The sequence below is a fragment of the Wolbachia endosymbiont (group A) of Hedychridium roseum genome, assembly GCF_964028325.1.
GTDB lineage: Bacteria > Pseudomonadota > Alphaproteobacteria > Rickettsiales > Anaplasmataceae > Wolbachia.
In genome coordinates this window covers 1,159,444-1,180,082 of sequence record NZ_OZ034755.1, presented here as the reverse complement: position 1 = coordinate 1,180,082, position 20,639 = coordinate 1,159,444, and the positions used below count along the sequence as shown (strand labels likewise).

Genomic DNA, 20,639 nt, shown 5'->3' with positions numbered 1-20,639 from the left:
TTTTCCTCTATGCCATAGGTATAATAGAAATGCCATCAAATTTTATTTCCTTAAGCTTTTCATCTGGCTCAAAACCTTCAATTTCAAAATTCTGTACTGCTTCTCTCATAAATTCAGTTTCGTATGAAGTACTTGACAGCAGCTCTGTCGTTTCTTTAGCATTAAATACTCTGGTTACTGGACTTTTCCAATTTGTTTTTACCTCCGTCCAGTGATCAATGTTTTTATTTAGAGTAATTTGTGCCGGGACTGGATCAAAAGCTTGATATGGATTAATCTTTTCTCCTTTAGTCTGTAAAAGCTGCTCCAGTACCGGTTCAAGTTCATATGGCAAAAGATATCTTTCCCCAACTTTTTCAATATCTGCAACTTCTACATCTATTGGCAGAACTAGCTCTCTATTTACTATTGCTGCAGACTGCGAAATTCCTTGATTGCGCATATCATCATCAAAGAACGGATCTACAAATACCCCTTTTTTGGTGGTAGGTTCTCTTGAATTTGCATCACTGCGTAAACCTTCCTCTGCAACCAGCGCATAAAGATCATTTATTCCTTTTTTCATTGCTTCAAGCTCATTCATCGGTACAGCATGAATAGCATTATTCACTATTTTTACCCCTTCTTTTTCCCCGTTTTTCCACGTTTGGTGAATGTAGCAGAGCAAAAGTTGTCCACTAGGTGCTTTAGGCATCGATGGTCGCCAAGGGTGAGAAATTCCTTTTATTCTTCTTACCACTCCTTTGATATCGATAGTAATTAAATCAAAGCGGGGCATTTTCCAGGTGTAATCAACTAAAACCAAGCTATTATCAACTGCTCCTTTTACTTTACATCCCTTTTCATTTATATCTTCAGGGCTCACATGAGTACGACAGCGATAAGTTATTTGATAACTACTCCCAGGTGCTGGTTCTTTGCCAGGTAATGACCAATCAATGTTTCCTGCGTTTAGTTTATAATCTGCACTATTTTCATAAATAACGTCTCCTTGTTTAACTTGAATAATCTCAAGTACCGCAGAGTCAGGTATTGGATCAACAGCTCCTGAGTATGAACCGTGAGTAACAGTAATGGTTTTTTGAACAGTGATATCTACTTTTTTGATTTCACTTATTAGAAAATCATTAACCTTCAGTTCCATTACTCTTTGGCTATTTGGCTGAAAAGTATGTGGTTCTGATTCAACTGATTTTATATCCGGATCTTCATCAAAAGAAACACGAATACTGTGAGGAAGTTCAATCTCATAGCCATCAACATGAGCTTTGCCCTCATTAATCACAAATATTTTTTTTCCTCCTTCTCCCTCTTCCTTTTGCAGGAACATTACTTCAAGACCATTTACGACGTAGGAACCATTTGCCTCTTTGTCATAACGAGCAAGCGCAGTAGTTACTATATTTGCTTGTGGTGGCGGTGAATGTTCTATCAATACTCCATTTTCAATGTTATAAATTGGATAAAATTCGCCATTTACAGAAAAACGTGGAGAAAGACCTTCTGCTTGATAACCCCAAATGATGGAAACTTTAAGCCTTGCAGCTCCTACTTCCTGATAGTTTCTTGTACCAACAGCAGGATCACGAAGATTTGCGTCCTCAAGTTCTGTAATCGTAGATTCTACATAATAAACACCTATGCGAACTGTGGTACTCAGTGGAATAACAAATTCTTCTTTTTCAACTTTTCTAACTGCACCGCGCAGATAGATTTTTCCTGATTCAAGCGTAACTTTACCAGTTTCTCTATCTATAATACAATTGCTTCCCGTTATCACATCACCATCACGAAATATTGCATCTCCTATGCCTTTAAGCTTAGAAAGAGCATACTCCTGAGTCTCATTTAATTCTGCAGACTGTAGACCTCTTCCAGCAAGAAATAAGCTTTTCTCATATTCTTTGTCAGGATTAAAGCGGTTATAATAGGCGTTTAAAGTCATTTAATGCTAGAAAAATTCAAAAAGTTACAACAAATGAAAAAGTTTCCCTGGTTGCTGCAGTTCTGATAAGTGGTACGGTGTGTTCTAAAACTAACAAAATTCCAGGATTTTCCACGTCTTTTGGTTCAAAATATCTCTGTCCTCTAGGTAATTCTTTTTTTACTTTAGTACCAACCATAACCCCAAGCTCCCTGATAACTTGATTTGCTGCATCCGTGAAATCGAAAGTAAATTTAAGGTACAAATTATTGGTTGGTACATTTGAGGGCCTAAACCTTCCAGAAGGAGTTATAAGTTCGCCGTTTTCATCACCTGTACAGAATAGCACTTCGTCTGCAGTACGTCTGCCAAGTTCATTCAAGAGCTTTATAGAATTTATAGGTTCAGGTGGTGTGCTTTGAATGTACTCTATGGTAACTTTATCACTTACTGGAATAGAGCTATTTTCCGTACGTTTTATTACACCAGCAACTGTATAGTCAACACTTGGCTGATGCATTGTTTGTCCTGTAACAACCTTCACATCTTTAACAGGTTGATGATCAAGTTTTATTTCACCCTTAACGAAAGTTTTTTCTACTTTATGGCTACTTCCAGAGCTTGCATCACCACTGCCCCAGGCAAGATGTAGAGATTGCTCTTTTATACTTGCTGCTATTGCTGCTCGACCTGATTGTGTGAGTATTGACATTTGAAAGTTTGGCTCCTGTATTATATATATACACGGTTGCTCAACAATTCGTCCAAACAATATAAAAAAAGTTTAAATAATTTTAAGGCAGCTTTTGAAAATCAACTAAATCATAGAAAAGTAGTGCACCAATACAATATTCCACTGTTTAAATAAGATTTTTGGAAATTAGCCAGTCTTTCTAACTAGCTTATATCAAATTTCGTTATTGGGAAGACCAAGGTGAATATATTTTAAATTTCAGCAATTCACTGAAAATCAAACTCTCTCTCATCCGATTTTCATCTGTCTTATTTAATTTTAGAGAAGTCTTATTTGATCTATTAATAAAATAACTATTGTCTTATTCTATTTTTCATAATAGACAAATTACTCTTATTTAAATTCTGCAGGGTCTCGAAAGAAGAATTAGTAATAAATCTTTGATTATTCGAGGTTTTTATGAAATCTAAAAATTCTTTTTCAGGCGTTGATCCAATAATTGTTAAATATATAAAGTACTATGCTAGCTGTCTTAATCATACTAACTGTTTTATTGATAGGAGTCTTGAAGATATAGAGCTGGAACTTTTTTGTGAGGTTTGGCCTTGCCTTAGTTTGTATGATAAAACAAGAAGTAGCTTTAATACTTTTGTTGCTAATTTAACTAGACGTCGTGCTCGTAACCTCTTGCGTAACCAACTATGCACTAAACGTCAGATTAACTTTGGTATTGATGATAACATACCAGATTCTAAATATCTTGAAGATGATATAATGGTATACATTGACGTAAAAAATATAATCTCAAAATTACCGAAATCTCATAGAAAACTATGTGAGCTGCTTAAGGTTTCTACTATTACTGAAGCTGCAAAAATAACAGGTATACCAAAAACAACTGTCTACAACATTTTAAGGCAAATACGCGATAAATTTTCATCTTTAAAATGAGATTTGCTCGATAAGTTTTGGACGAATTACCTAGGTCACCGTGTATATATATCTGAGTGATTAAACCAGGAGAAAAATGAAAATAATTGATAGAGATGAACGAATGAAGACACAAACAGGAGCAAAAATTGTGATCTTTGGTCCTTACGGTATTGGTAAAACCAGCCTCTTAAAGACTATAAGTGAACCAACACTATGTCTTGACTTTGAAGCAGGTCTGCTTGCTGTTCAAGATTGGCAGGGAGATTCAATTAGTGTTCGTACTTGGAATCAAGCTCGGGATATTGCCTGCCTAATTGGTGGTCCAAACCCTGCGCTGAAATCTGACCAAGCATACAGTCAAAAACACCATGAACATGTATCTGGCAAGTATAAAGATCTTCTTTCTGAAGTTTCTAAATACCGATGCATCTTTGTGGATAGTATAACCGTTGCTTCACGTTTATGTCTTTTATGGGCAAGGATGCAACCTGAGTGTTTTTCTGATAGATCGGGAAAAGAAGATAAAAGAGCTGCTTATGGGTTACTTGCTCAAGAGATGATGGCATGGCTCAATCAGTTTCAACACATCAGAGATAAAGACATCATCATAGTTGGCACACTAGGTCAATATCTTGATGACTGTAATCGTTCAACATGGCTACCTCAATGTGAAGGGGCTAAAACTGCTAGTGAGATTCCAGGGATAGTTGATGAGGTAATCAGCATGGTTGGAATCAAGAAAGATGATGGAACAGAGAAACGTTCATTTGTCTGTCAGACTATTAATTCTTGGGGATATCCAGCTAAAGATCGCAGTGGCTGCTTGAATATGGTTGAAGAACCACATTTGGGTAAATTACTTGCAAAAATTAAAGCCAAAACTTTGGCACCTATTGCTTAATTAAAAATTGGAGAATAATTATTATGGGACAAAGCTTTTTCAATATCGGTCAAAAAATTCCCTTTTTCAGTGTGAAAGAATACTTGAATGATCAATCACCAATACCAGAAGATATAATCTCACCAAGAATTTTAACAAAAAGAGGCTTATTGGTACTGGGTGGCCCACCTAAAATCGGCAAAAGCGACTTTTTGATCTCTTGGCTTGTCTACATGGCTGCTGGTAGATCATTTCTTGGTATGATGCCAAATAGACCTTTGAAGATCTTCTACATGCAAACTGAAATTGAGTATGACTATATGAAGGAACGTTTGCAACAGCTTCAACTTGATAAGGAACTTTTGGATATAGCTGCCAATAACTTAATTATCACGCCAAAAGTGCAATTATCTTTCAGCAGTGAAGAAATAGATGAAATCAAAAATACTGTTAAAGAGCGTTTTAAACCTGATATTATTGCGATTGATCCTCTTCGTAATATCTTTAACTCAAGTGAATATGGCAACGAAAATGACAACAGCGCTATGCTATTCTTCTTGCAAAAAACACTTGAAAGACTGAGAAATGTTATCAATACAGATTCGGGCATAATACTCACTCACCACACAAAAAAACTGTCCAAAAAGATGCTGGAAGAAGATCCATTTCAAGGCCTAAGCGGTGCTGGATCTTTACGTGGATTTTATAGCACTGGCATGGTGATGTTTGCTCATGATGAGGAAAACACTGTCCGTCAAATAGTATTTGAGCTTCGTAATGGTGAGCGTGTAGCAAGCAAGCTTGTCAATAAGATAAATGGTCATTGGCAGCTTGTAGACCAATGGAGTTGATTCTTTTTTTACTTAATTTATAGGGAACAATATGCTAACAGATTTTTTAACTGATTTTAATACTGCAAAATTACAAAGTAATTTAATACCAAAAGGTACAATAGTCAAGGTAAAAATGGCAATTAAACCAGGAGGTTATGAAAATTGGTTCACTAAAAGCTATGCTACCGGCAGCATCTATTTAAACGCTGAATTTACTGTCACTGAAGGTCCATATGCAAAACGCAAGATTTTTCAAGTAATTGGTATTAAAAGTGGCAAAGCAAGAGTTGAAGGAGAAGATGTTTGGGCAGAAGCTGGACGTTCTATGCTTAGAAGTATTTTAGAGTCAGCACGGAACATTCATTCAAATGACACTTCAGAAAAAGCAGCTATTGCTAGAAAAGTCAACTCTATAGCTGACTTTAACGGGGTAGAGTTTACTGCAAAAGTTGGTATTGAAGCTGATCGGTATGGAGAAAAGAACAAGATTGCTACGGTTATTACTCCAGAACAATCTGAAGTTGATTGGTTGCCATTTTGAAGTACGACGAAGAGAAGCTCTGGATTGCTGTAATTGAGAGAGCTATCAAAGATGCAGCAGGAAAAAATCTAGAGCTAAAGAAAGAAGCAATTAAATGGTTTGATTCAGAGTCTTTTGAAACTGTTTGTGAGCTAGCTAATCTCAGCTCTAAACGTATGAAAAGTATGTATGGGGGTTTTATGCAGAGAAAGGAAATAAAAGGATTATTGATTGATAATATTAAGGAGTGTGTACCTTACCTAATTCCAAACGGTAATTTTTATCGAGAGAGGACTTATGTTGGCAACTGTGACGGGGATATGATTACAGTTAAAATAGTGGGTAAAGAAGCTGGAAATTGGCATAATTTTACTAAAGGAATTAGTGGTGATATCATTGATCTTTGGACTTTAGTGAAAGGTGATATAAATTCCGCTAAGAAGTGGTTAAATACTAAAGAAAACACAACAAAACATAAAATTACATCGTTTTCAGCAAGGCATTACTTGAATGATAAATCACCAATGCCAAAAGATATAATAGGCCCAAGAATTCTAGCTCCAAGTGGTCTTTTGGTCATAGGTGGAACTCCAAAAATAGGAAAAAGTAATTTTCTACTTTCCATGTTAGTACATTTAGCTGCTGGAGTATCATTTCTTGGTATGAAGCCTGCAAAGCCACTTAAGATATTCTATCTACAGAATGAAATGGAATATGATTACATAAGAGAGCGCTTACAGAAGCTAAGAATAAGCAAGAAAATCCTTGATGAAGGAACAGAAAACTTAGTTATTACTAAAAAAGTACAGTTAACTTTGAATGTGGAAAAAATAAAGGAAATTATGTCGGAAAATCTCGATGTAAAAACAGTTGATCTTATAGTAATAGACTCTGTTTTTGATTATAGGAGTATGATCTCTTTTCTGCAAAATAGTATTGATGAACTACGCTCTATAACTAATCCTACGGCTGGAGTAATAGTTACACATTACACAAAAAAAGTGTCAACAACCACGTTAAAAAAGAATCCATTTCAAGCATTGAGTGGTGCTAATGTTTTAAGAAGTTTATATACATCTGGAGTAATGATATTTAGGCCAGAAAGGAATACTCTGCAATTGATGTACGAACTTAAAAACGGCAAACCAATACCAACAAAATTCATAAACATGGTTAACGGACGCTGGATAGCCACAGCTTAACCAAATTTCTAAACTTTAAATATATTGGAGATTTTATGGGTATCTATTGTGATTTTAATACTGCAGCTCCACGAAAAAATGCACCGTTAGTAGAAAAAGAACAACTTAAAGCTCAGCTTCTGTTAAATATCAGATCATGCCTTTCATATCTATTACCAAGAGGAACTTTTCGTGGTGATAAGTTTTATGTAGGCAATGTACAAGGTGATAAAGGAAAGAGTCTAGTAGTAGAATTAAGTGGTAGTGAAGCTGGCCTATGGCATGATTTTGCAACAGGAGAAGGTGGTGACATTATCGACCTTTGGGCGGGAGTAAATAGAAAAAGTACAAGAATAGAGTTTCCTGAAGTAATGGCTTCTATAGCTGAGTGGCTTGGTCATTTCAAAACTTCAAGTAGTCCAACTGCATATTGGGATTATTACGGTGAAAACGGCCAAGCTATTGTTAGAATCTATCGTTACGATGATGATAATGGGAAGCGATATCTTCCTTTTGATATAAAAAAGTCCGACTTTGGTGCACCGAAGATAAGGCCACTCCATAATATTCCAGGTATTTTGAAGTCCGATAAAGTTATTCTTGTTGAAGGAGAAAAATGTGCAGAAGCGCTGATAGAGAAAGGAATAACTGCAACAACAGCAATGTCTGGAGCAAATGCACCTATTGAAAAAACAGATTGGACTCCACTTAAAGGTAAACACATTATTATATGGCCAGATAATGATGAAGCAGGTAAGAAATACGCTGAAAAATCTGCTATGAAACTTACTTGTCTTGGAGTTGAAGAACTTTGCATTTTGGAAATACCTAAAGATAAACCAAAGTGTTGGGACGCTGCTGATTGCGTGAAAGAAGGTGTAAATGTTAAAGAGTTCATCCTTAGTACAAAAAAGGCTCCTTCAAAAAAATCGTTGAGAATAGATACCAGAGCTTGGGCTAATATTGCTCCAGAAAGAGAATGGATTGTTAAAGATTGGCTTCCTATTGGAAGTGTTACGGCTCTCTACGGTGATGGTGGTATGGGAAAGTCTCTACTTGCTCAACAACTAATGACAGCAGCGAGCACAGGTAAATCTTGGTTGGGAATGGAAATTGAGCAGATGAAGACATATGGTGTATTTTGTGAAGATGATACAGAAGAGCTGTGGCGAAGACAGTGTGCTATAAATAGATTATATCAGTTAGATATGGAATCCTGTGACTTTCATGATAATATTGGCTTTTTATCGAGAGTGTGGAAAGATAATCTACTCATGATATTTGATAACAAAGATATAGGTAAATTAACTCATTGCTTTGAAGAATTACTTGAAGATATTAAATTGTTTCAACCAAAGCTAGTAGTTTTAGATACAGCAGCAGACTTATTTGGTGGCAATGAAAACAATCGCTCTCATGTGAGACAATTTATTCAAAGTTGTTGTGGAAAAATAGTGAAAGTAATAAAAGGAGCTGTATTATTATGTGCTCATCCTTCTGATTCAGGAATAATACGTAAAACAGGTACAGGTGGTTCAACTGCGTGGAATAATACAGTAAGATCTCGTTGGTACTTGTCAAAGCCAGATAAAGCTGATGCTTCTGGTAATGAACGAGTACTTTGCCGTAAGAAGTCAAATTATTCTGCATCTAACGAAGAAAAGATTTCATTTTATTGGCATAACGGTGCGTTTGTACAATCTGATGATACATTAAATTCAGAAAGAATAGTAAGGTCTAGCTATAATACTAAATTGGATTTAGAACGTCTAAGAAGATGTGATATAATTTTAGAGTTAATCTCTAATGAAGCGTATAGAGGAGAAGTATATACTGCAGCTAGCTTTGCAAAGTGTTTTGAAGGAAAGTTCGGACTTGGTAGTGATCGTAGCATTCGTGAAAGAATTAGTAATCTTGCAATGATAGGTCATATAAAATTTTTCAAGAAGTGTGATGAATATGGATTATCAAACACAAGATCGAAGCATGGTTACCTATGTGTAAAAGACATGGAGCTAAAAATTGCTGAAAATCAGTATGTATTGGTAAAACCAGATTACTATCTTGTACCAAACAATGGAGCGACTCTACCTGTGGAAAATAGGGATGTATGGGTCTTACATAACTCTGAGAAATAATATGGGAAAGATAATATACAATGTTAATTATTATTAGTATAATGAAAATATAATGTTACTCAATCTTCATTATAGATAACATCTATAGGAAAGCTAAAGAAGCAAATAGCCTCTTTATAGATAGCAAACGAATTAGGGGTCTGAAACAAAAATTTTTTGGAAGTAAATACCCATTCAACAAAATAGCAAAGTAAATACAAATGCTAAAAAGATAATTATAGAACAGATATAAACATGTCTGGCAAGCCTTTTAAAAATATCTGAAAATTTGAATATAGTAGGACTAAGGAATTAAAGAGAGGAGAGAAAATACTATTTCAATGAGCTGCTTGAGAAAGATCAGGACCTAGGAGCACAGATTATACCAAAAATTTCCAAATTATTATCTTTTACCAAATGCAGTTAACAGCTAAAAACCAAGAAATGTATAACATTGCAAAAGGAGATAGTAGAATTATATATTAAGTTGGCAAGATGGCAAGTTGGCAAACTGAAGAATCTGCCATTCTACCAACTTAAAATTGATAAAAATATAAGAAAATCAGTAGCTTAGAAAAAGTAATAAGTTGGTAGAATGGCAGAAAGTTGCCAACTTGAAATATGTTCCAAAGTTCCCTTCTATGGCTGATTTGAGCAAGTTGGCAGAATGGCAGATTCCTTTATATATATAATATATTACATATTAGTAGTATGTAATATATCTATTGTGATTATTAGCACAGAAGCAGTTGAAGAAAAATTCATCTTGATAACAGTCTATTTTTTTAATTCCTATTTTTAATGCTTTTTAGAGTAATTATACCACTTGGTGGACCCAAAATTTATAGGTTTAACCCAAAGAACTCTTGTAAACTACATTAAAAACCCAATGAGGGGCATGTGTAGCTTAACTCAATAGAAAACCTTGTGCAGCCATATCACGTTTTATTTTAGCTGTAAAGACTTAAGAAAAAACAAAAGCCTGAAAGAGACAAAAAACATACCTTATCTACAATAGGTGAATACTGTTTTTAGCAGGCTTGCATGGTGCCATTTTGGAAATCTCAACGAGTGAATCTTCTTTGAAGGAAAAAATTTGTCAATGCAAGGCAATATGAAGAGCAGTTAAAGCACCTATGCTGCAGGTGATATAAAACCAAAAGCTACTAGCCCTGCTCCAACTGTAAAATGGGAACTGGGAAACTATTTATAGGTGATTTGAACCGGAGAGACTTTAATCTACTAAAAACTTAACGAACTACTTTTATCAGCACAGTGAAAGGGTTAATACGGTAGCCATAATCTTTACGCGATGATCCAGGCCAACCAACTGTTTGAATCACATCATTACGTTCGATGTTTAATCCTAACTTTTTAGCTAAGGTGGTTTTTATTGTTCTTTGGATTGTGTTTAGTGGTTTTCTGATGTGATGTTCTGGATCTGCTTCTGGATCAAGATTTAGGCGCTTTTCTATTTCAGTTATGCTAAGCAACATGTGTTTTTCAGGAGGTAATTCTTTTTTACAATCATGCAAAAATTGTTCAAATAATATGCGAAAAACCTTCATACATGCTACAGCTTTCTTATTTAGAATCTCTATATTGTTTACGTAAAGTGAGCCCTCTATCAATTGCAACTTTAGCAATTCCTTCTCTTTAGGAGGTTCAATTAGATTAAGTGCAGTATGTAAGATTTGCATTGAAGTATTTGGTATGAACTCTAGTACTCCTCTTTGTGCTGCTTCTTGGAATACTTCAATTAACGTCTTATGCTGAAAGAAAAGGTCAACCATTTTTACTATGGGCAAATCAAGAGGTATGTTTGATGGATTTTTTCTCAGTATTATTAATACAGTTGGATTAGCTTTAAGCTTATCTATCGTTAAGAATGTTGGATTGGTGCAAAAATCAAGTATGATTAAACTTACAATCTTACCTTGTCCACCAACATGATAAACTCCACTTTCCACTTTTTGCCACATGAAATGCGTATTACTTAGCTGACCTTCAAACCAATTCATAAATTTCTCTGGGTTTAAATATGCAGATAAGCGGTGAAATCTTTGCTTCTTGTAGGTATTAGGTAAAATATCACGGTTGCAATTTTCACAAATTATATTATCGCATGCTTCGTTAAAGTCCTCATCAATGAAAATCTCATTGTTACAGTATGGATCAACTATATTTGGCCAATCTAATTTATCTTGTCTATGAGAGCAGATAATATAGGCCCTCTCTTGCATCTTAATTAATTCAAGATTCGACAAATACCTTGCTGCTTCGATATAATTTTGATTTGGATTAACCCAAGAGCTGCCAGAATTAAGAAGATCAGAGATTTGCTCTTGGCAAGATTGTAAGACCATAAAATTGTTTTATGTATGCTTTAAAATCCTCTCTTTCCCTTTTATTCAGAGGATGTTCAGAGTAGTAAATTGCTATATACTCATCACTTCGCTTGAAAAATAAGCCTATCTTTTTGCCTTGAAATATTACTTTAATCGACTCTATAAATGGCACTATGTCTCCTACAAATGGCTTTAAAACATGCAATTCCGGTGCAACAGGATCATATGGAGCAACAGTCAAAGTGATATTAGTATAGCTGTAATTGAAACGATTTGACTGAAATTTTAACTCAAAAGTGAATATATTTGAATCAGATCCATCAACACAAACTTTAATGAATTTATATACTTGCTCTGCAAAGTTTTTATCCTGCGCGTTTACAAAAACACATTCAGAGCTAAAATAACGACTCGCAATGCTATTTGCTATCTCTGTAGCTTGATCAATATTTTTGGCAGTAAGATCTACTTGAGTACCATTAACTAGAAAATCCAAAATCATCCAATCTGGCTTATGACCATGAATAACCTTATTTGAGTTTAGTAGTAAATCTATACCACTAGCTCTACGAACTAATACATATAAACGATTTTGATGGTAGAAGAAACCTTGTAATTGATTTTCAAAACCGTCATTGCGTTTAATGTCGTCTTCTTTCAGTATCTGCACTATGGTTTCCTGAGAGATGAAGTCTTTAAATGGAACATTTGGTTGTCGTGGTGTCTTTTGAAGAGCAAATGATACAGAACCTTTTCTTTGTATTTTTTCAAAGTGATAGACAGACTTTAAAAGGTTGTGATCTACATGAAACAATAGAAATAACAAAGACTTTTTGTCGTATTTATTGTTACCTTTTAGAAGGTAGGATTTCATGAGTTCCTCAGTCAATGCAGATCTTGCAATTTCACTGACAGTAGCTTCAAGCTTTGCACGTTCAAAACAGCTAATCAGATAATAAATAACTAGAGAGTCTAAATGTTTAGCAATCACTTTACGTTTATATTGTATGGATGTGTTATCGTAGTCTTGATCATCAAAGAGTTGACCATTTAGCTTGTCTTTAAAGCAGTGTTGAAAGATAACACTTAACTGCCTACCAGAAAGTGAATTCATCCAAGAATGACGGACTTCTGTATTGTGAAAACGCTCAAGTAAGTAGTTAACTGGTACTTCTAAATCATCTTCCCAGAATTTACGGTTTGGGTAAACGTTCATAAGAAATTAGCTAAGCTACGTTAGCATAATAGATTAATTACACTGTTAAGATAGAAATCTGAAAGCCTTGACCAATAATTATACAATGCTTGTTTACTGATTTTTAACCAAGTTTTTTTCTAAAAAGTTTATTTATGAAGAAGATTTTTTGGACAAAAATTTTTCAAATCCTGAATATATATTATATAGCACTCTAGCGAAACAAATTCTGAATATAAGTGTCAATCCTAACACTCGATCTCGGCAAACAAACAGGCTGGGCAATTCTAACAGATGGAATAATTGAAAGTGGAAGCAAAAGCTTTCATGGTAGTCGTTTCAGTGGAGGTGGCATGTGTTTTTTAAGTTTTCGCAATTGGCTTAATTCTTTGAAAGAGATTTCTGCAGTGTACTTTGAGGGGGTGAGAAGACATCTAGGAACTGATGCAGCTCATTGCTATGGTGGTTTTCTTGCAGTGCTGTCTGCTTGGTGTGAAGAACATCACGTACCATACAAAGGTGTTAATGTTAAAACTATAAAACGCTTTATAGCAGGCAAAGGCAATGCAAGTAAGAGTGAAGTTATTGAAGCTGTAAAGGAAAAAGGGTTTTTGCCTAAAGATGATAATGAATCTGATGCTTTAGCATTAATGTTCTATGTTATGGATTTCAGTAAAAATGTTAATAAGATGAAAAATCCATAAAAAGTGGGTCCTTTCAGCCAGAATGGCGGGTTTGGTGGTGCTGACCCCAGGCCTTCTTTAGCGTCAGAGATATTTTGAATATTAACTTTTTAATTATTAAGATATGAATTTAGCAATCCACTACTATCCTGTTGAAAACCTCGTCGAATATAAGCGTAATCCTCGTAAAAATGATGATGTAGTAAATAGAATGTGTGCTTCAATCAGGGAATTTGGCTTTCGTATACCAATAGTTGCAAAAAGCGATGGAACTGTGGTTGATGGTCATTTAAGACTTAAAGCAGCAAGAAAGCTTGGTATGGAGAGTATTCCAGTGGTTTTAAGTGATAATTTAAATGAACCACAAACCAAAGCTTTTCGGTTACTTGCCAATCAATCAGCTAATTGGGCAAAGTGGGATGATGATCTTTTAAAGGTAGAAATTCAAGAGCTAGAAGATTTGCAGTTTGACCTTAAAATGACAGGATTTGAATTGGAAAAAGTTCAACGGTTTCTTGATGATTTAGATGGTGAAGAAGAAGATCTTTCTGACTTAGTTGTTGATGACAAAAAAGTAGAAATAACAAAACCAGCTGATCTATGGATTTTAGGTGATCATCGAATCTATTGTGGTGATAGCTCTTTAGTTGAATCATATAAAGCGGTATTAGATAATAAAATGGCAGATATTACCGTATGTGATCCTCCATATAACGTTGATTACGGTAGCAGTCAGGAAAGAGAAGAGAAAAAAATATTAAACGATAATCAAGGTGAAAAGTACGAACTTTTTCTCTACGACATCTGTTCCCATATTTTAGCATATACGAAAGGTGCAATTTACATCTGCATATCATCATCAGAGTTTTCAACGTTACAAAAAGTATTTGAGGAAGCGGGAGGGAAATGGTCAACATTTATCATTTGGGCAAAGAATCACTTTACACTAGGAAGATCAGATTATCAAAGACAATACGAAGCAATGCTCTATGGATGGAAAAGCGGCAATAAACGTGAGTGGCATGGGGGTAGAAATCAAAGTGATCTGTGGTTTTATGACAAACCAGTGCATAACTCATTACATCCAACAATGAAGCCAGTAGAGCTAATGGAAAGAGCAATAGTTAATAGCAGTAGATCAGGAGATATCGTACTTGATCCATTTAGCGGCTCTGGAAGTACACTGATTGCATGCGAGAGAACAGGAAGAATTTGTAGGACAATAGAGCTAGATTCAAAATTTGTAGATGTAACCATAAAACGTTGGCAAGTGTACACAGGTAGGGAAGCAATTCTTTCTGGTACTGGTAAAACTTTTTCAGAGATTCAAGAAGAAAAACAGTAAGAAAAAAGTGGAAAAGATAACGCAAACAGAAATTTAGTAAGCCTTGGTAGTTGTAATATTAATACTGGTATATACCGTATTTTAATGAGTTTAGCGTAACAAATAACTTTGGATTAAATGTGATGTACTCAATGAATCAAGAAAAGATGTTAGCTGGAGTAGTAACTTCGCAAACAAATAATGAAGCATCGTTTTCTGAAGAAGTAGAAAATAATGTTTCAAATTCTACACTATCTGTTAAGGAGAGAATTGAATTGTTTGAAAAAGGTACGAAGCAAGAACCTGACCTGAACACTGAATGCAAACTAGCTTCTTTAAATGTGATTAGCAATAGTAGCGATAGCAGTATTACAGCAAAAATAGACGAAGCAGGTGCTGATTTTTCAGTGAGTTGTTCTTCTTTAGTATTGGATGATGGTAAAGACATAGAGGACGAATTTAATGCAGTTTGTGAGGCAAATGGAATAGAATATAACCGTCCGTATTCTCTTGATCAGTTTGAGGCAGCATCCAACACATCTTCCAACCCCAAAATAGACAATACAAAAGAAATGCAAAAAGAGGAAGAGGATAAAGAATTAGGAGATAAACCAAAGCCGTTACCTAGGAATGGAATGTTGGAGAAGGACAATATTAGAAATGTAGCTCCACCTTCACCTAGAACAGCAGAAAATCATCGGTTGAGTATTATTCAGGATATTGCACCACCAAAGCTACCACATTCTTCTTTCCAATTAAATGGAGAAAAATGTGATGAGCAAGAAGCTATAGGAGAACCTATGTATGCAACTATAGACCAAAGTAAAAGATTCTCGAAAAGAGGTTTAGATGGTGAAATAAATGATCAAAGTCCAGAGATAGAAAAGTCAAATTCTGAAGAAACATCAATTAAGAAAGAATCAGAAGATATAACTGATGAACCTGTAGATCTGAATACGAAATTTTTAAAAAAAAGTTTGGAAGGAAGCGATAGTGGGATAGACAATAGAAGTGCAGAGGTGACAAGATCAAATTCTCAAGTAACAGAAATGAGTGAGTTTTGTGGCAGGCAAGGATGGGAGAATATGTCATTAAATCATGATAGTCCAGTTACACTTTCAACTAGCCCATCAGAAAAAAGTGATAATGAAGAAACCCCGTTAATTAAAAAAGAAAAGAAAACAAATAGAATTTTGCCAAGAGTAAAATATGCAATGCAGCAGAAGGAATTTGTAATTTTCGGTATAGATGCTGTTGCACTTAGCGCTTCTGCAGCTTTGGTATATCTACAGGATAAAGGACAATTTATTGCATTTTTTGCAAACAGCCCTCTCTATATTACTATGCCAATGATAGCAATTACTTCATTGCTTGCAATTAGCACAATATTTTGTGGAATAAAGCAATTTAGAGATACTGAGGAGTGTCAAATAGGGGGAAAGAATGCGAATGAAACTTTGAATCAGGTGCTAAAGTATCAACCAAAAGATAAAGTAATAAAATCAGTCAAACTGGAATACAGCAATGGTACTCATTCACATTTTACACTTAACGCTTGGAAGGGTAAGAACAACTTCATTAATATTGACGACAAAGTCATTAGTAGAAGAAATAAAGTAGAATCAGTAATCAAAGATAGGCCATTATTTACAGCATTATTAAGCAGTTTGGTTGCTGCAAATATAGTATTGCCTTTATTACTGTATGTAGAAGGTGGTATTAATAGTGTACAGAAGTTTTACCAGAACGCTTTGATTAATAACGTAGGGTTATCACTACTTATAGGCTCGAGTATACTTGCACTATCAGTGATATTCCTTGGAGTACATTACTACAGAAAAACAAATTGCACAAATCTTGTATATTGTGAGGAAAGAATTGAACCAGAAAAAGTTAATGGAAAGTTCATTGAGGAAATAAAGGAAGCAAGGACAAAAGTGCTTGAAGAAAACCATAGTAAAGATGCCAAATGCAGCAGTTTAACGCTAGAGCAAGTAGTGGTTGAATCTCATAACTACAAAGATGCAATTTATAGTATTAGTTGAAAATAGCCAAATTTCACTATGTAAAAAGAAAGCAGCTATAAACCGGAGTACTTCGCTCTATATTAGTAAAATATCTCTAAGACGCCGGCAAGTATAAACAGGTAGGGAATTGCTGATACTGGCAAAACCTTTTCAGAGATTCAAGAAGAAAATTCGTAAAAAGGAGCAAAAAGAGTGGAAAAAATCACGCAGACGGAATGGGCAAGAGAGATAGGAGTGTCAAAGCAATATGTCTGTTATTTAGTAAAAAAAGGAATAGTTGAGTTGGAGGATGGACTCATTGACCGAGAACAAGCAAACAGGGCTATAGAAACAATCAGAGATCCAAGTCAACCACTGAGAAGAAAAAACTATTCAGAAAGCGGAGAAAAACTTTCCACGATGTTGCTTAAAACGCGAATAAAAAATGAAATGGAACGAGGTAAACTTCTTGAGGCAAAAGCTAGGGCTGAGATAGGAGAACTTGTAGCAGTAGAAGAAGTAAAGCGCGATGCATTTAATGTAGCAAGAGTTGTCCGTAATAATTTACTTAATATTCCAAATAGAGTTTCAGCATTGCTTGCATCACTGAGTGACACTGAAAAGATTCATATGGCGCTAACTGAAGAGATTACAAACTCATTACAAGAATTATCTAATACTAAATTTCAAATATAAAAAAGATTTTGAATATAAAATGGCTAAGTTTAGAGTTAATAAAATGCCTCATTAATCAACCTGGATTAGATGTTAATGTCAGAGGATTAAATGGAAAAACCCCACTACATTGCGCTATAGAGTTTGATGAATTAAGTATGGTAGATCTGTTACTCACGAAAAAGAACATTAATCCTTTTATAGAAGATAATGATGGTAAAACATCTCTTGATTACGCCAAAGAAGGGAAAAAAGCAGAAATATTACAAGCGCTAATTAATAACAAATACGGGTCAGAACAAGATAGCTTACTTCATTTGGCTGCAATGATAGGTGAAGTTAATGCAGTTAGATATTTGATAGGAAAAGGTATTGACGTTAATGTACGAAATGCTTTGCACCATACGCCATTACATCTAGCAGCAGGCATAGGACATGCAGAAGTTGTAAAGATTTTGATAAGAGAAGGAAAAGCTGAAATCGAGGTTTTTGATGCACGAAATCAGACACCGATGCACTATGCAGTTAACAACAAAAAATTGGAGATAGTAAAGTTATTACTGGAGCTAGGAGCAGATGTAAATAGCGCACGTGTAGGACAAAACTCGATGAAATTATCACCTGTTCATATAGCTGTAAGTAATACTAATTATGATGAAAGAGACTTATGTCTTGATATCCTCAAATGCTTAATAAAGGAGCCTAATGCTCAAGTAAATTTGCAGGACTACGAAAATAAAACACCACTACATTATGCTGAAAGACTGAAAACAATAGAAGTTTTACTAACGCGAGAAGATATAGACCCTCTGGTAAAAGACGATAGCGGCAAGACACCATTTGATTACGCTAAACCTGAGATAAAGAAGGCTTTGATGAGTAATAAATACGGTTCTGAAAAGAATAGTCTACTCCATTTAGCTGCACAAAGAGGAGAAATTGAGATTGTAGATGCAATTTTAAAAGAAGAAATCAATATTGATATTGTAAATAATAAAGGTCTATCACCAATTTATCTTGCTGCAGAAAAAAGGCATTTACATGTAGTAAAGTTATTGCTGAAAAAAGGAGCAAACTATACACCTGTTTTGCACTTAGCAATCAAGTCAAATAATTTAGAATTGCTAAAAACTTTATTTAAAGAAAAGAGCATCAAATTACCAGACGAGATAGGCAAGTCTGTACCAGTTTATTATAGGTGTATAGAACATAGAGATGCAAAAGTAAGAAAATACAACAATGTGATCTGTGTTTTTACCTCAGTAAGTGCAGTAGCAATAGCGGTATGTATAGGGTTAACAGCAACAACAATAAGCAATGCAATCATTTTTGCAACAATAACAGGGATATTTGCACTTATTATAGCAATAATGATAAGTGAGGTGAGCAAAAGATATATAGAAAACGAATTTCAGAAAAAGATGTTTATGGAACTGGAGGAGTGTAGTTCTACTGTTAATGACGTTGAGTTAGAACCAATTACTAGTAGATGCAGACAATGATATACGCTAGAGCTTTTTCTGAAGGTTTAAGACCAGATCCCCAGCTTAAAGTGTCAGAGTGGGCAAATGAGTATCGAGTTTTAGCACCAACTGCAGCATCAGAGCCAGGAAAATGGAGAACAGAGAGAACTCCTTATTTAAAAGAGATCATGGATTCACTTTCTCCGTCCTCACCAGCAGAAAAAGTAGTATTCATGAAAGGAGCGCAGATTGGGGGAACAGAAGCTGGCAACAATTGGATTGGCTATATCATCGATCAAACACCAGGTCCAATGCTGGTAGTACAGCCAACAGTTGAAATGGGAAAACGTTGGTCGAAGGGAAGATTTGCACCGTTAATAGAGAGTACACCATGTTTAAAAAGTAAAGTAAAAGACCCAAGGTCAAGAGATTCAGGGAATACTGTACAAAGTAAGGAGTTTCCAGGTGGAATAGTAGTAATAACTGGAGCGAATAGTAGTGTAGGACTGAGATCTATGCCAGTAAAATATCTCTTTCTTGATGAAATAGATGCCTACCCAGGAGATTCAGGAGGAGAAGGAGATCCAGTACTGCTCAGTATTGCTCGAACTAATACATTTGCAAGGCGAAAGATTTTTTTAGTATCGACACCAACGATTCATGGAATAAGCAGAATTGAGAAAGAATTTGAAGCAACAGATAAGAGATATTTTTTTGTTCCCTGTCCGTATTGTAATTACTATCAAGTTCTAAAATGGTCACAAATAAAATGGGAAAATAACGACTCAAGAACAGCACATTATGTCTGCACTGAATGTAGCGGCAAAATAGAAAATCATCAAAAGACAGAGATGCTAGAACGTGGAGAATGGAGAGCTACAGAGGCAAAAGAAGGGGAGAAAAAAGGATTTCATCTTTCAAGTCTTTATAGTCCAGTTGGCTGGTATAGTTGGCAACAAGCAGTAGAGGACTTTCTCCATGCAAAGGAAAGTGAACAATTACTGAAAGTTTGGATAAATACCACTTTAGGAGAAACTTGGGTAGATAAAGGAGAAGTACCAGACTGGAAGCAATTATTTAACAGGAGAGAATTTTTTCAGATTGGCACAGTACCAAAAGGCGAAGTAGTTCTCACAGCAGGAGTAGATGTCCAAAAAGATCGTCTAGAGGTGGAAGTTGTAGCATGGGGAAAAAGCCGCGAAAATTGGTCAATAGACTACCGAGTATTTGAAGGAGATACAGGAGGTGGGGAAGTATGGGGAAAGCTTTCAGAATTACTTAATCATCATTTTATCGGTGAAAATGGGCTTGAATATATAATAAGTATGATGGCGGTTGATGCTGGATATGCAACACAAGAAGTATACAATTGGGTAAGGAGTCATCAGGGGTCTGGGAAAGTAATGGCAGTCAAAGGTGTAAATAAAGCCCTAGTGCCACTGAGCAGCCCAAGTAGAGTAGATATAACAGTTGGTGGTCAAAAGCTAAAAAGAGGAATAAAGCTCTGGCCAGTAGGAGTATCGATATTAAAGTCAGAGCTTTTTCAGCTACTTAATATTTTAAAAGAAGAAGAGAAAGTGCCAGCAGGATATTGTCATTTTCCTGAGTATGCACCCGAATATTTTAAGCAGTTAACGGCAGAGCAATTAGTCAGTAAGGTAGTAAAAGGATACACCAAACAAGAGTGGCAAAAGGTAAGAGAAAGAAATGAAGTATTAGACTGTAGGATTTATGCAAGAGCAGCATCGATAGCACTGGGAATAGACAGATGGCCAGAGAGTAAGTGGAATAGTTTGAGTGGAAAAATGGAAAGTAAAAAGCCTAAAAAAGTGAGACAAAGTAAATGGTTGAATGAGAAGTAAA

Annotated in this window: 16 protein-coding genes; 12 read left to right on the top strand and 4 right to left on the bottom strand. The window is 35.3% G+C overall.

The genetic code is table 11. The features are described 5' to 3' along the window. Nucleotides 1-7 precede the first annotated feature (7 nt). Nucleotides 8-1,945, bottom strand: coding sequence for a DUF4815 domain-containing protein (locus tag ABWU23_RS05820; protein WP_353270939.1), 1,938 nt, complete (start codon nt 1,943-1,945; stop codon nt 8-10). Between the two features lie 16 nt (nt 1,946-1,961). After that, nucleotides 1,962-2,636, bottom strand: coding sequence for a hypothetical protein (locus ABWU23_RS05815; RefSeq protein ID WP_353270938.1), 675 nt, complete (start codon nt 2,634-2,636; stop codon nt 1,962-1,964). Nucleotides 2,637-3,077: 441 nt separating this feature from the next. On the opposite strand from ABWU23_RS05815, the gene ABWU23_RS05810 reads away from it, so the two are divergent. The 6 genes from ABWU23_RS05810 to ABWU23_RS05785 all read left to right on the top strand — a co-directional run bounded on the left by ABWU23_RS05810 (nt 3,078) and on the right by ABWU23_RS05785 (nt 9,103). Next, entirely contained in the window at nt 3,078-3,569 is a 492-nt protein-coding gene (locus ABWU23_RS05810) for a sigma-70 family RNA polymerase sigma factor (RefSeq protein ID WP_264374869.1), read from the top strand. A 76-nt stretch (nt 3,570-3,645) separates the two neighbouring features. Beyond that, complete coding sequence (locus ABWU23_RS05805) at nt 3,646-4,452, top strand: ATP-binding protein (protein WP_353270937.1); 807 nt, start codon at nt 3,646-3,648, stop codon at nt 4,450-4,452. Between the two features lie 23 nt (nt 4,453-4,475). Continuing rightward, nucleotides 4,476-5,282 carry an AAA family ATPase gene (locus ABWU23_RS05800; RefSeq protein ID WP_353270562.1) on the top strand — a complete coding sequence of 269 codons (807 nt, stop codon included), beginning with the start codon at nt 4,476-4,478 and terminating at the stop codon, nt 5,280-5,282. A 31-nt stretch (nt 5,283-5,313) separates the two neighbouring features. Then, nucleotides 5,314-5,805 carry a hypothetical protein gene (locus ABWU23_RS05795; protein WP_264374871.1) on the top strand — a complete coding sequence of 164 codons (492 nt, stop codon included), beginning with the start codon at nt 5,314-5,316 and terminating at the stop codon, nt 5,803-5,805. Then, entirely contained in the window at nt 5,802-6,986 is a 1,185-nt protein-coding gene (locus ABWU23_RS05790) for an AAA family ATPase (protein WP_353270563.1), read from the top strand. Before ABWU23_RS05795 ends, ABWU23_RS05790 begins: the two co-directional genes overlap by 4 nt. A gap of 35 nt (nt 6,987-7,021) precedes the next feature. Next, a complete protein-coding gene (locus ABWU23_RS05785; protein ID WP_353270936.1) occupies nt 7,022-9,103 on the top strand; it encodes an AAA family ATPase in 2,082 nt (693 codons plus the stop codon). 1,229 nt (nt 9,104-10,332) lie between these two features. Here the strand turns inward: ABWU23_RS05785 and ABWU23_RS05780 are convergent. Both ABWU23_RS05780 and ABWU23_RS05775 read right to left on the bottom strand, forming a co-directional pair. Then, nucleotides 10,333-11,448: a hypothetical protein gene (locus tag ABWU23_RS05780; RefSeq protein ID WP_265027164.1), complete on the bottom strand. Its 1,116-nt coding sequence runs from the start codon at nt 11,446-11,448 to the stop codon at nt 10,333-10,335. Then, nucleotides 11,414-12,646 carry a hypothetical protein gene (locus tag ABWU23_RS05775; protein ID WP_353270935.1) on the bottom strand — a complete coding sequence of 411 codons (1,233 nt, stop codon included), beginning with the start codon at nt 12,644-12,646 and terminating at the stop codon, nt 11,414-11,416. The genes ABWU23_RS05780 and ABWU23_RS05775 overlap by 35 nt, the downstream gene beginning before the upstream one ends. A 218-nt stretch (nt 12,647-12,864) precedes the next feature. On the opposite strand from ABWU23_RS05775, the gene ABWU23_RS05770 reads away from it, so the two are divergent. The 6 genes from ABWU23_RS05770 to ABWU23_RS05745 all read left to right on the top strand — a co-directional run bounded on the left by ABWU23_RS05770 (nt 12,865) and on the right by ABWU23_RS05745 (nt 20,638). After that, nucleotides 12,865-13,329, top strand: coding sequence for a Holliday junction resolvase (locus ABWU23_RS05770; protein ID WP_353270934.1), 465 nt, complete (start codon nt 12,865-12,867; stop codon nt 13,327-13,329). Nucleotides 13,330-13,432: 103 nt separating this feature from the next. Continuing rightward, nucleotides 13,433-14,653, top strand: a complete 1,221-nt coding sequence (locus tag ABWU23_RS05765) for a DNA modification methylase (protein ID WP_353270933.1) — start codon at nt 13,433-13,435, stop codon at nt 14,651-14,653. 131 nt (nt 14,654-14,784) lie between these two features. Next, nucleotides 14,785-16,677 (top strand): hypothetical protein, encoded by a 1,893-nt coding sequence (locus tag ABWU23_RS05760; RefSeq protein ID WP_353270932.1) that lies wholly within the window; start codon nt 14,785-14,787, stop codon nt 16,675-16,677. A 174-nt stretch (nt 16,678-16,851) separates the two neighbouring features. After that, complete coding sequence (locus ABWU23_RS05755; RefSeq protein ID WP_353270931.1) at nt 16,852-17,334, top strand: hypothetical protein; 483 nt, start codon at nt 16,852-16,854, stop codon at nt 17,332-17,334. 14 nt (nt 17,335-17,348) lie between these two features. After that, nucleotides 17,349-18,815: an ankyrin repeat domain-containing protein gene (locus ABWU23_RS05750; RefSeq protein ID WP_410530049.1), complete on the top strand. Its 1,467-nt coding sequence runs from the start codon at nt 17,349-17,351 to the stop codon at nt 18,813-18,815. Then, on the top strand, nt 18,812-20,638 hold the full coding sequence (locus ABWU23_RS05745; RefSeq protein WP_353270594.1) for a phage terminase large subunit family protein: 1,827 nt from the start codon (nt 18,812-18,814) through the stop codon (nt 20,636-20,638). The genes ABWU23_RS05750 and ABWU23_RS05745 overlap by 4 nt, the downstream gene beginning before the upstream one ends. Nucleotide 20,639: the final 1 nt, after the last annotated feature.

What these genes read in the sequence shown, in the direction of transcription:
- ABWU23_RS05805 (WP_353270937.1), top strand. Translation starts at nt 3,646, where the DNA reads ATGAAAATAATTGATAGAGATGAACGAATGAAGACACAAACAGGAGCA.
- ABWU23_RS05810 (WP_264374869.1), top strand. Translation starts at nt 3,078, where the DNA reads ATGAAATCTAAAAATTCTTTTTCAGGCGTTGATCCAATAATTGTTAAA.
- ABWU23_RS05760 (WP_353270932.1), top strand. Translation starts at nt 14,785, where the DNA reads ATGAATCAAGAAAAGATGTTAGCTGGAGTAGTAACTTCGCAAACAAAT.
- ABWU23_RS05785 (WP_353270936.1), top strand. Translation starts at nt 7,022, where the DNA reads ATGGGTATCTATTGTGATTTTAATACTGCAGCTCCACGAAAAAATGCA.
- ABWU23_RS05780 (WP_265027164.1), bottom strand. Translation starts at nt 11,448, where the DNA reads ATGGTCTTACAATCTTGCCAAGAGCAAATCTCTGATCTTCTTAATTCT.
- ABWU23_RS05765 (WP_353270933.1), top strand. Translation starts at nt 13,433, where the DNA reads ATGAATTTAGCAATCCACTACTATCCTGTTGAAAACCTCGTCGAATAT.
- ABWU23_RS05800 (WP_353270562.1), top strand. Translation starts at nt 4,476, where the DNA reads ATGGGACAAAGCTTTTTCAATATCGGTCAAAAAATTCCCTTTTTCAGT.
- ABWU23_RS05820 (WP_353270939.1), bottom strand. Translation starts at nt 1,945, where the DNA reads ATGACTTTAAACGCCTATTATAACCGCTTTAATCCTGACAAAGAATAT.
- ABWU23_RS05775 (WP_353270935.1), bottom strand. Translation starts at nt 12,646, where the DNA reads ATGAACGTTTACCCAAACCGTAAATTCTGGGAAGATGATTTAGAAGTA.
- ABWU23_RS05815 (WP_353270938.1), bottom strand. Translation starts at nt 2,636, where the DNA reads ATGTCAATACTCACACAATCAGGTCGAGCAGCAATAGCAGCAAGTATA.
- ABWU23_RS05745 (WP_353270594.1), top strand. Translation starts at nt 18,812, where the DNA reads ATGATATACGCTAGAGCTTTTTCTGAAGGTTTAAGACCAGATCCCCAG.
- ABWU23_RS05795 (WP_264374871.1), top strand. Translation starts at nt 5,314, where the DNA reads ATGCTAACAGATTTTTTAACTGATTTTAATACTGCAAAATTACAAAGT.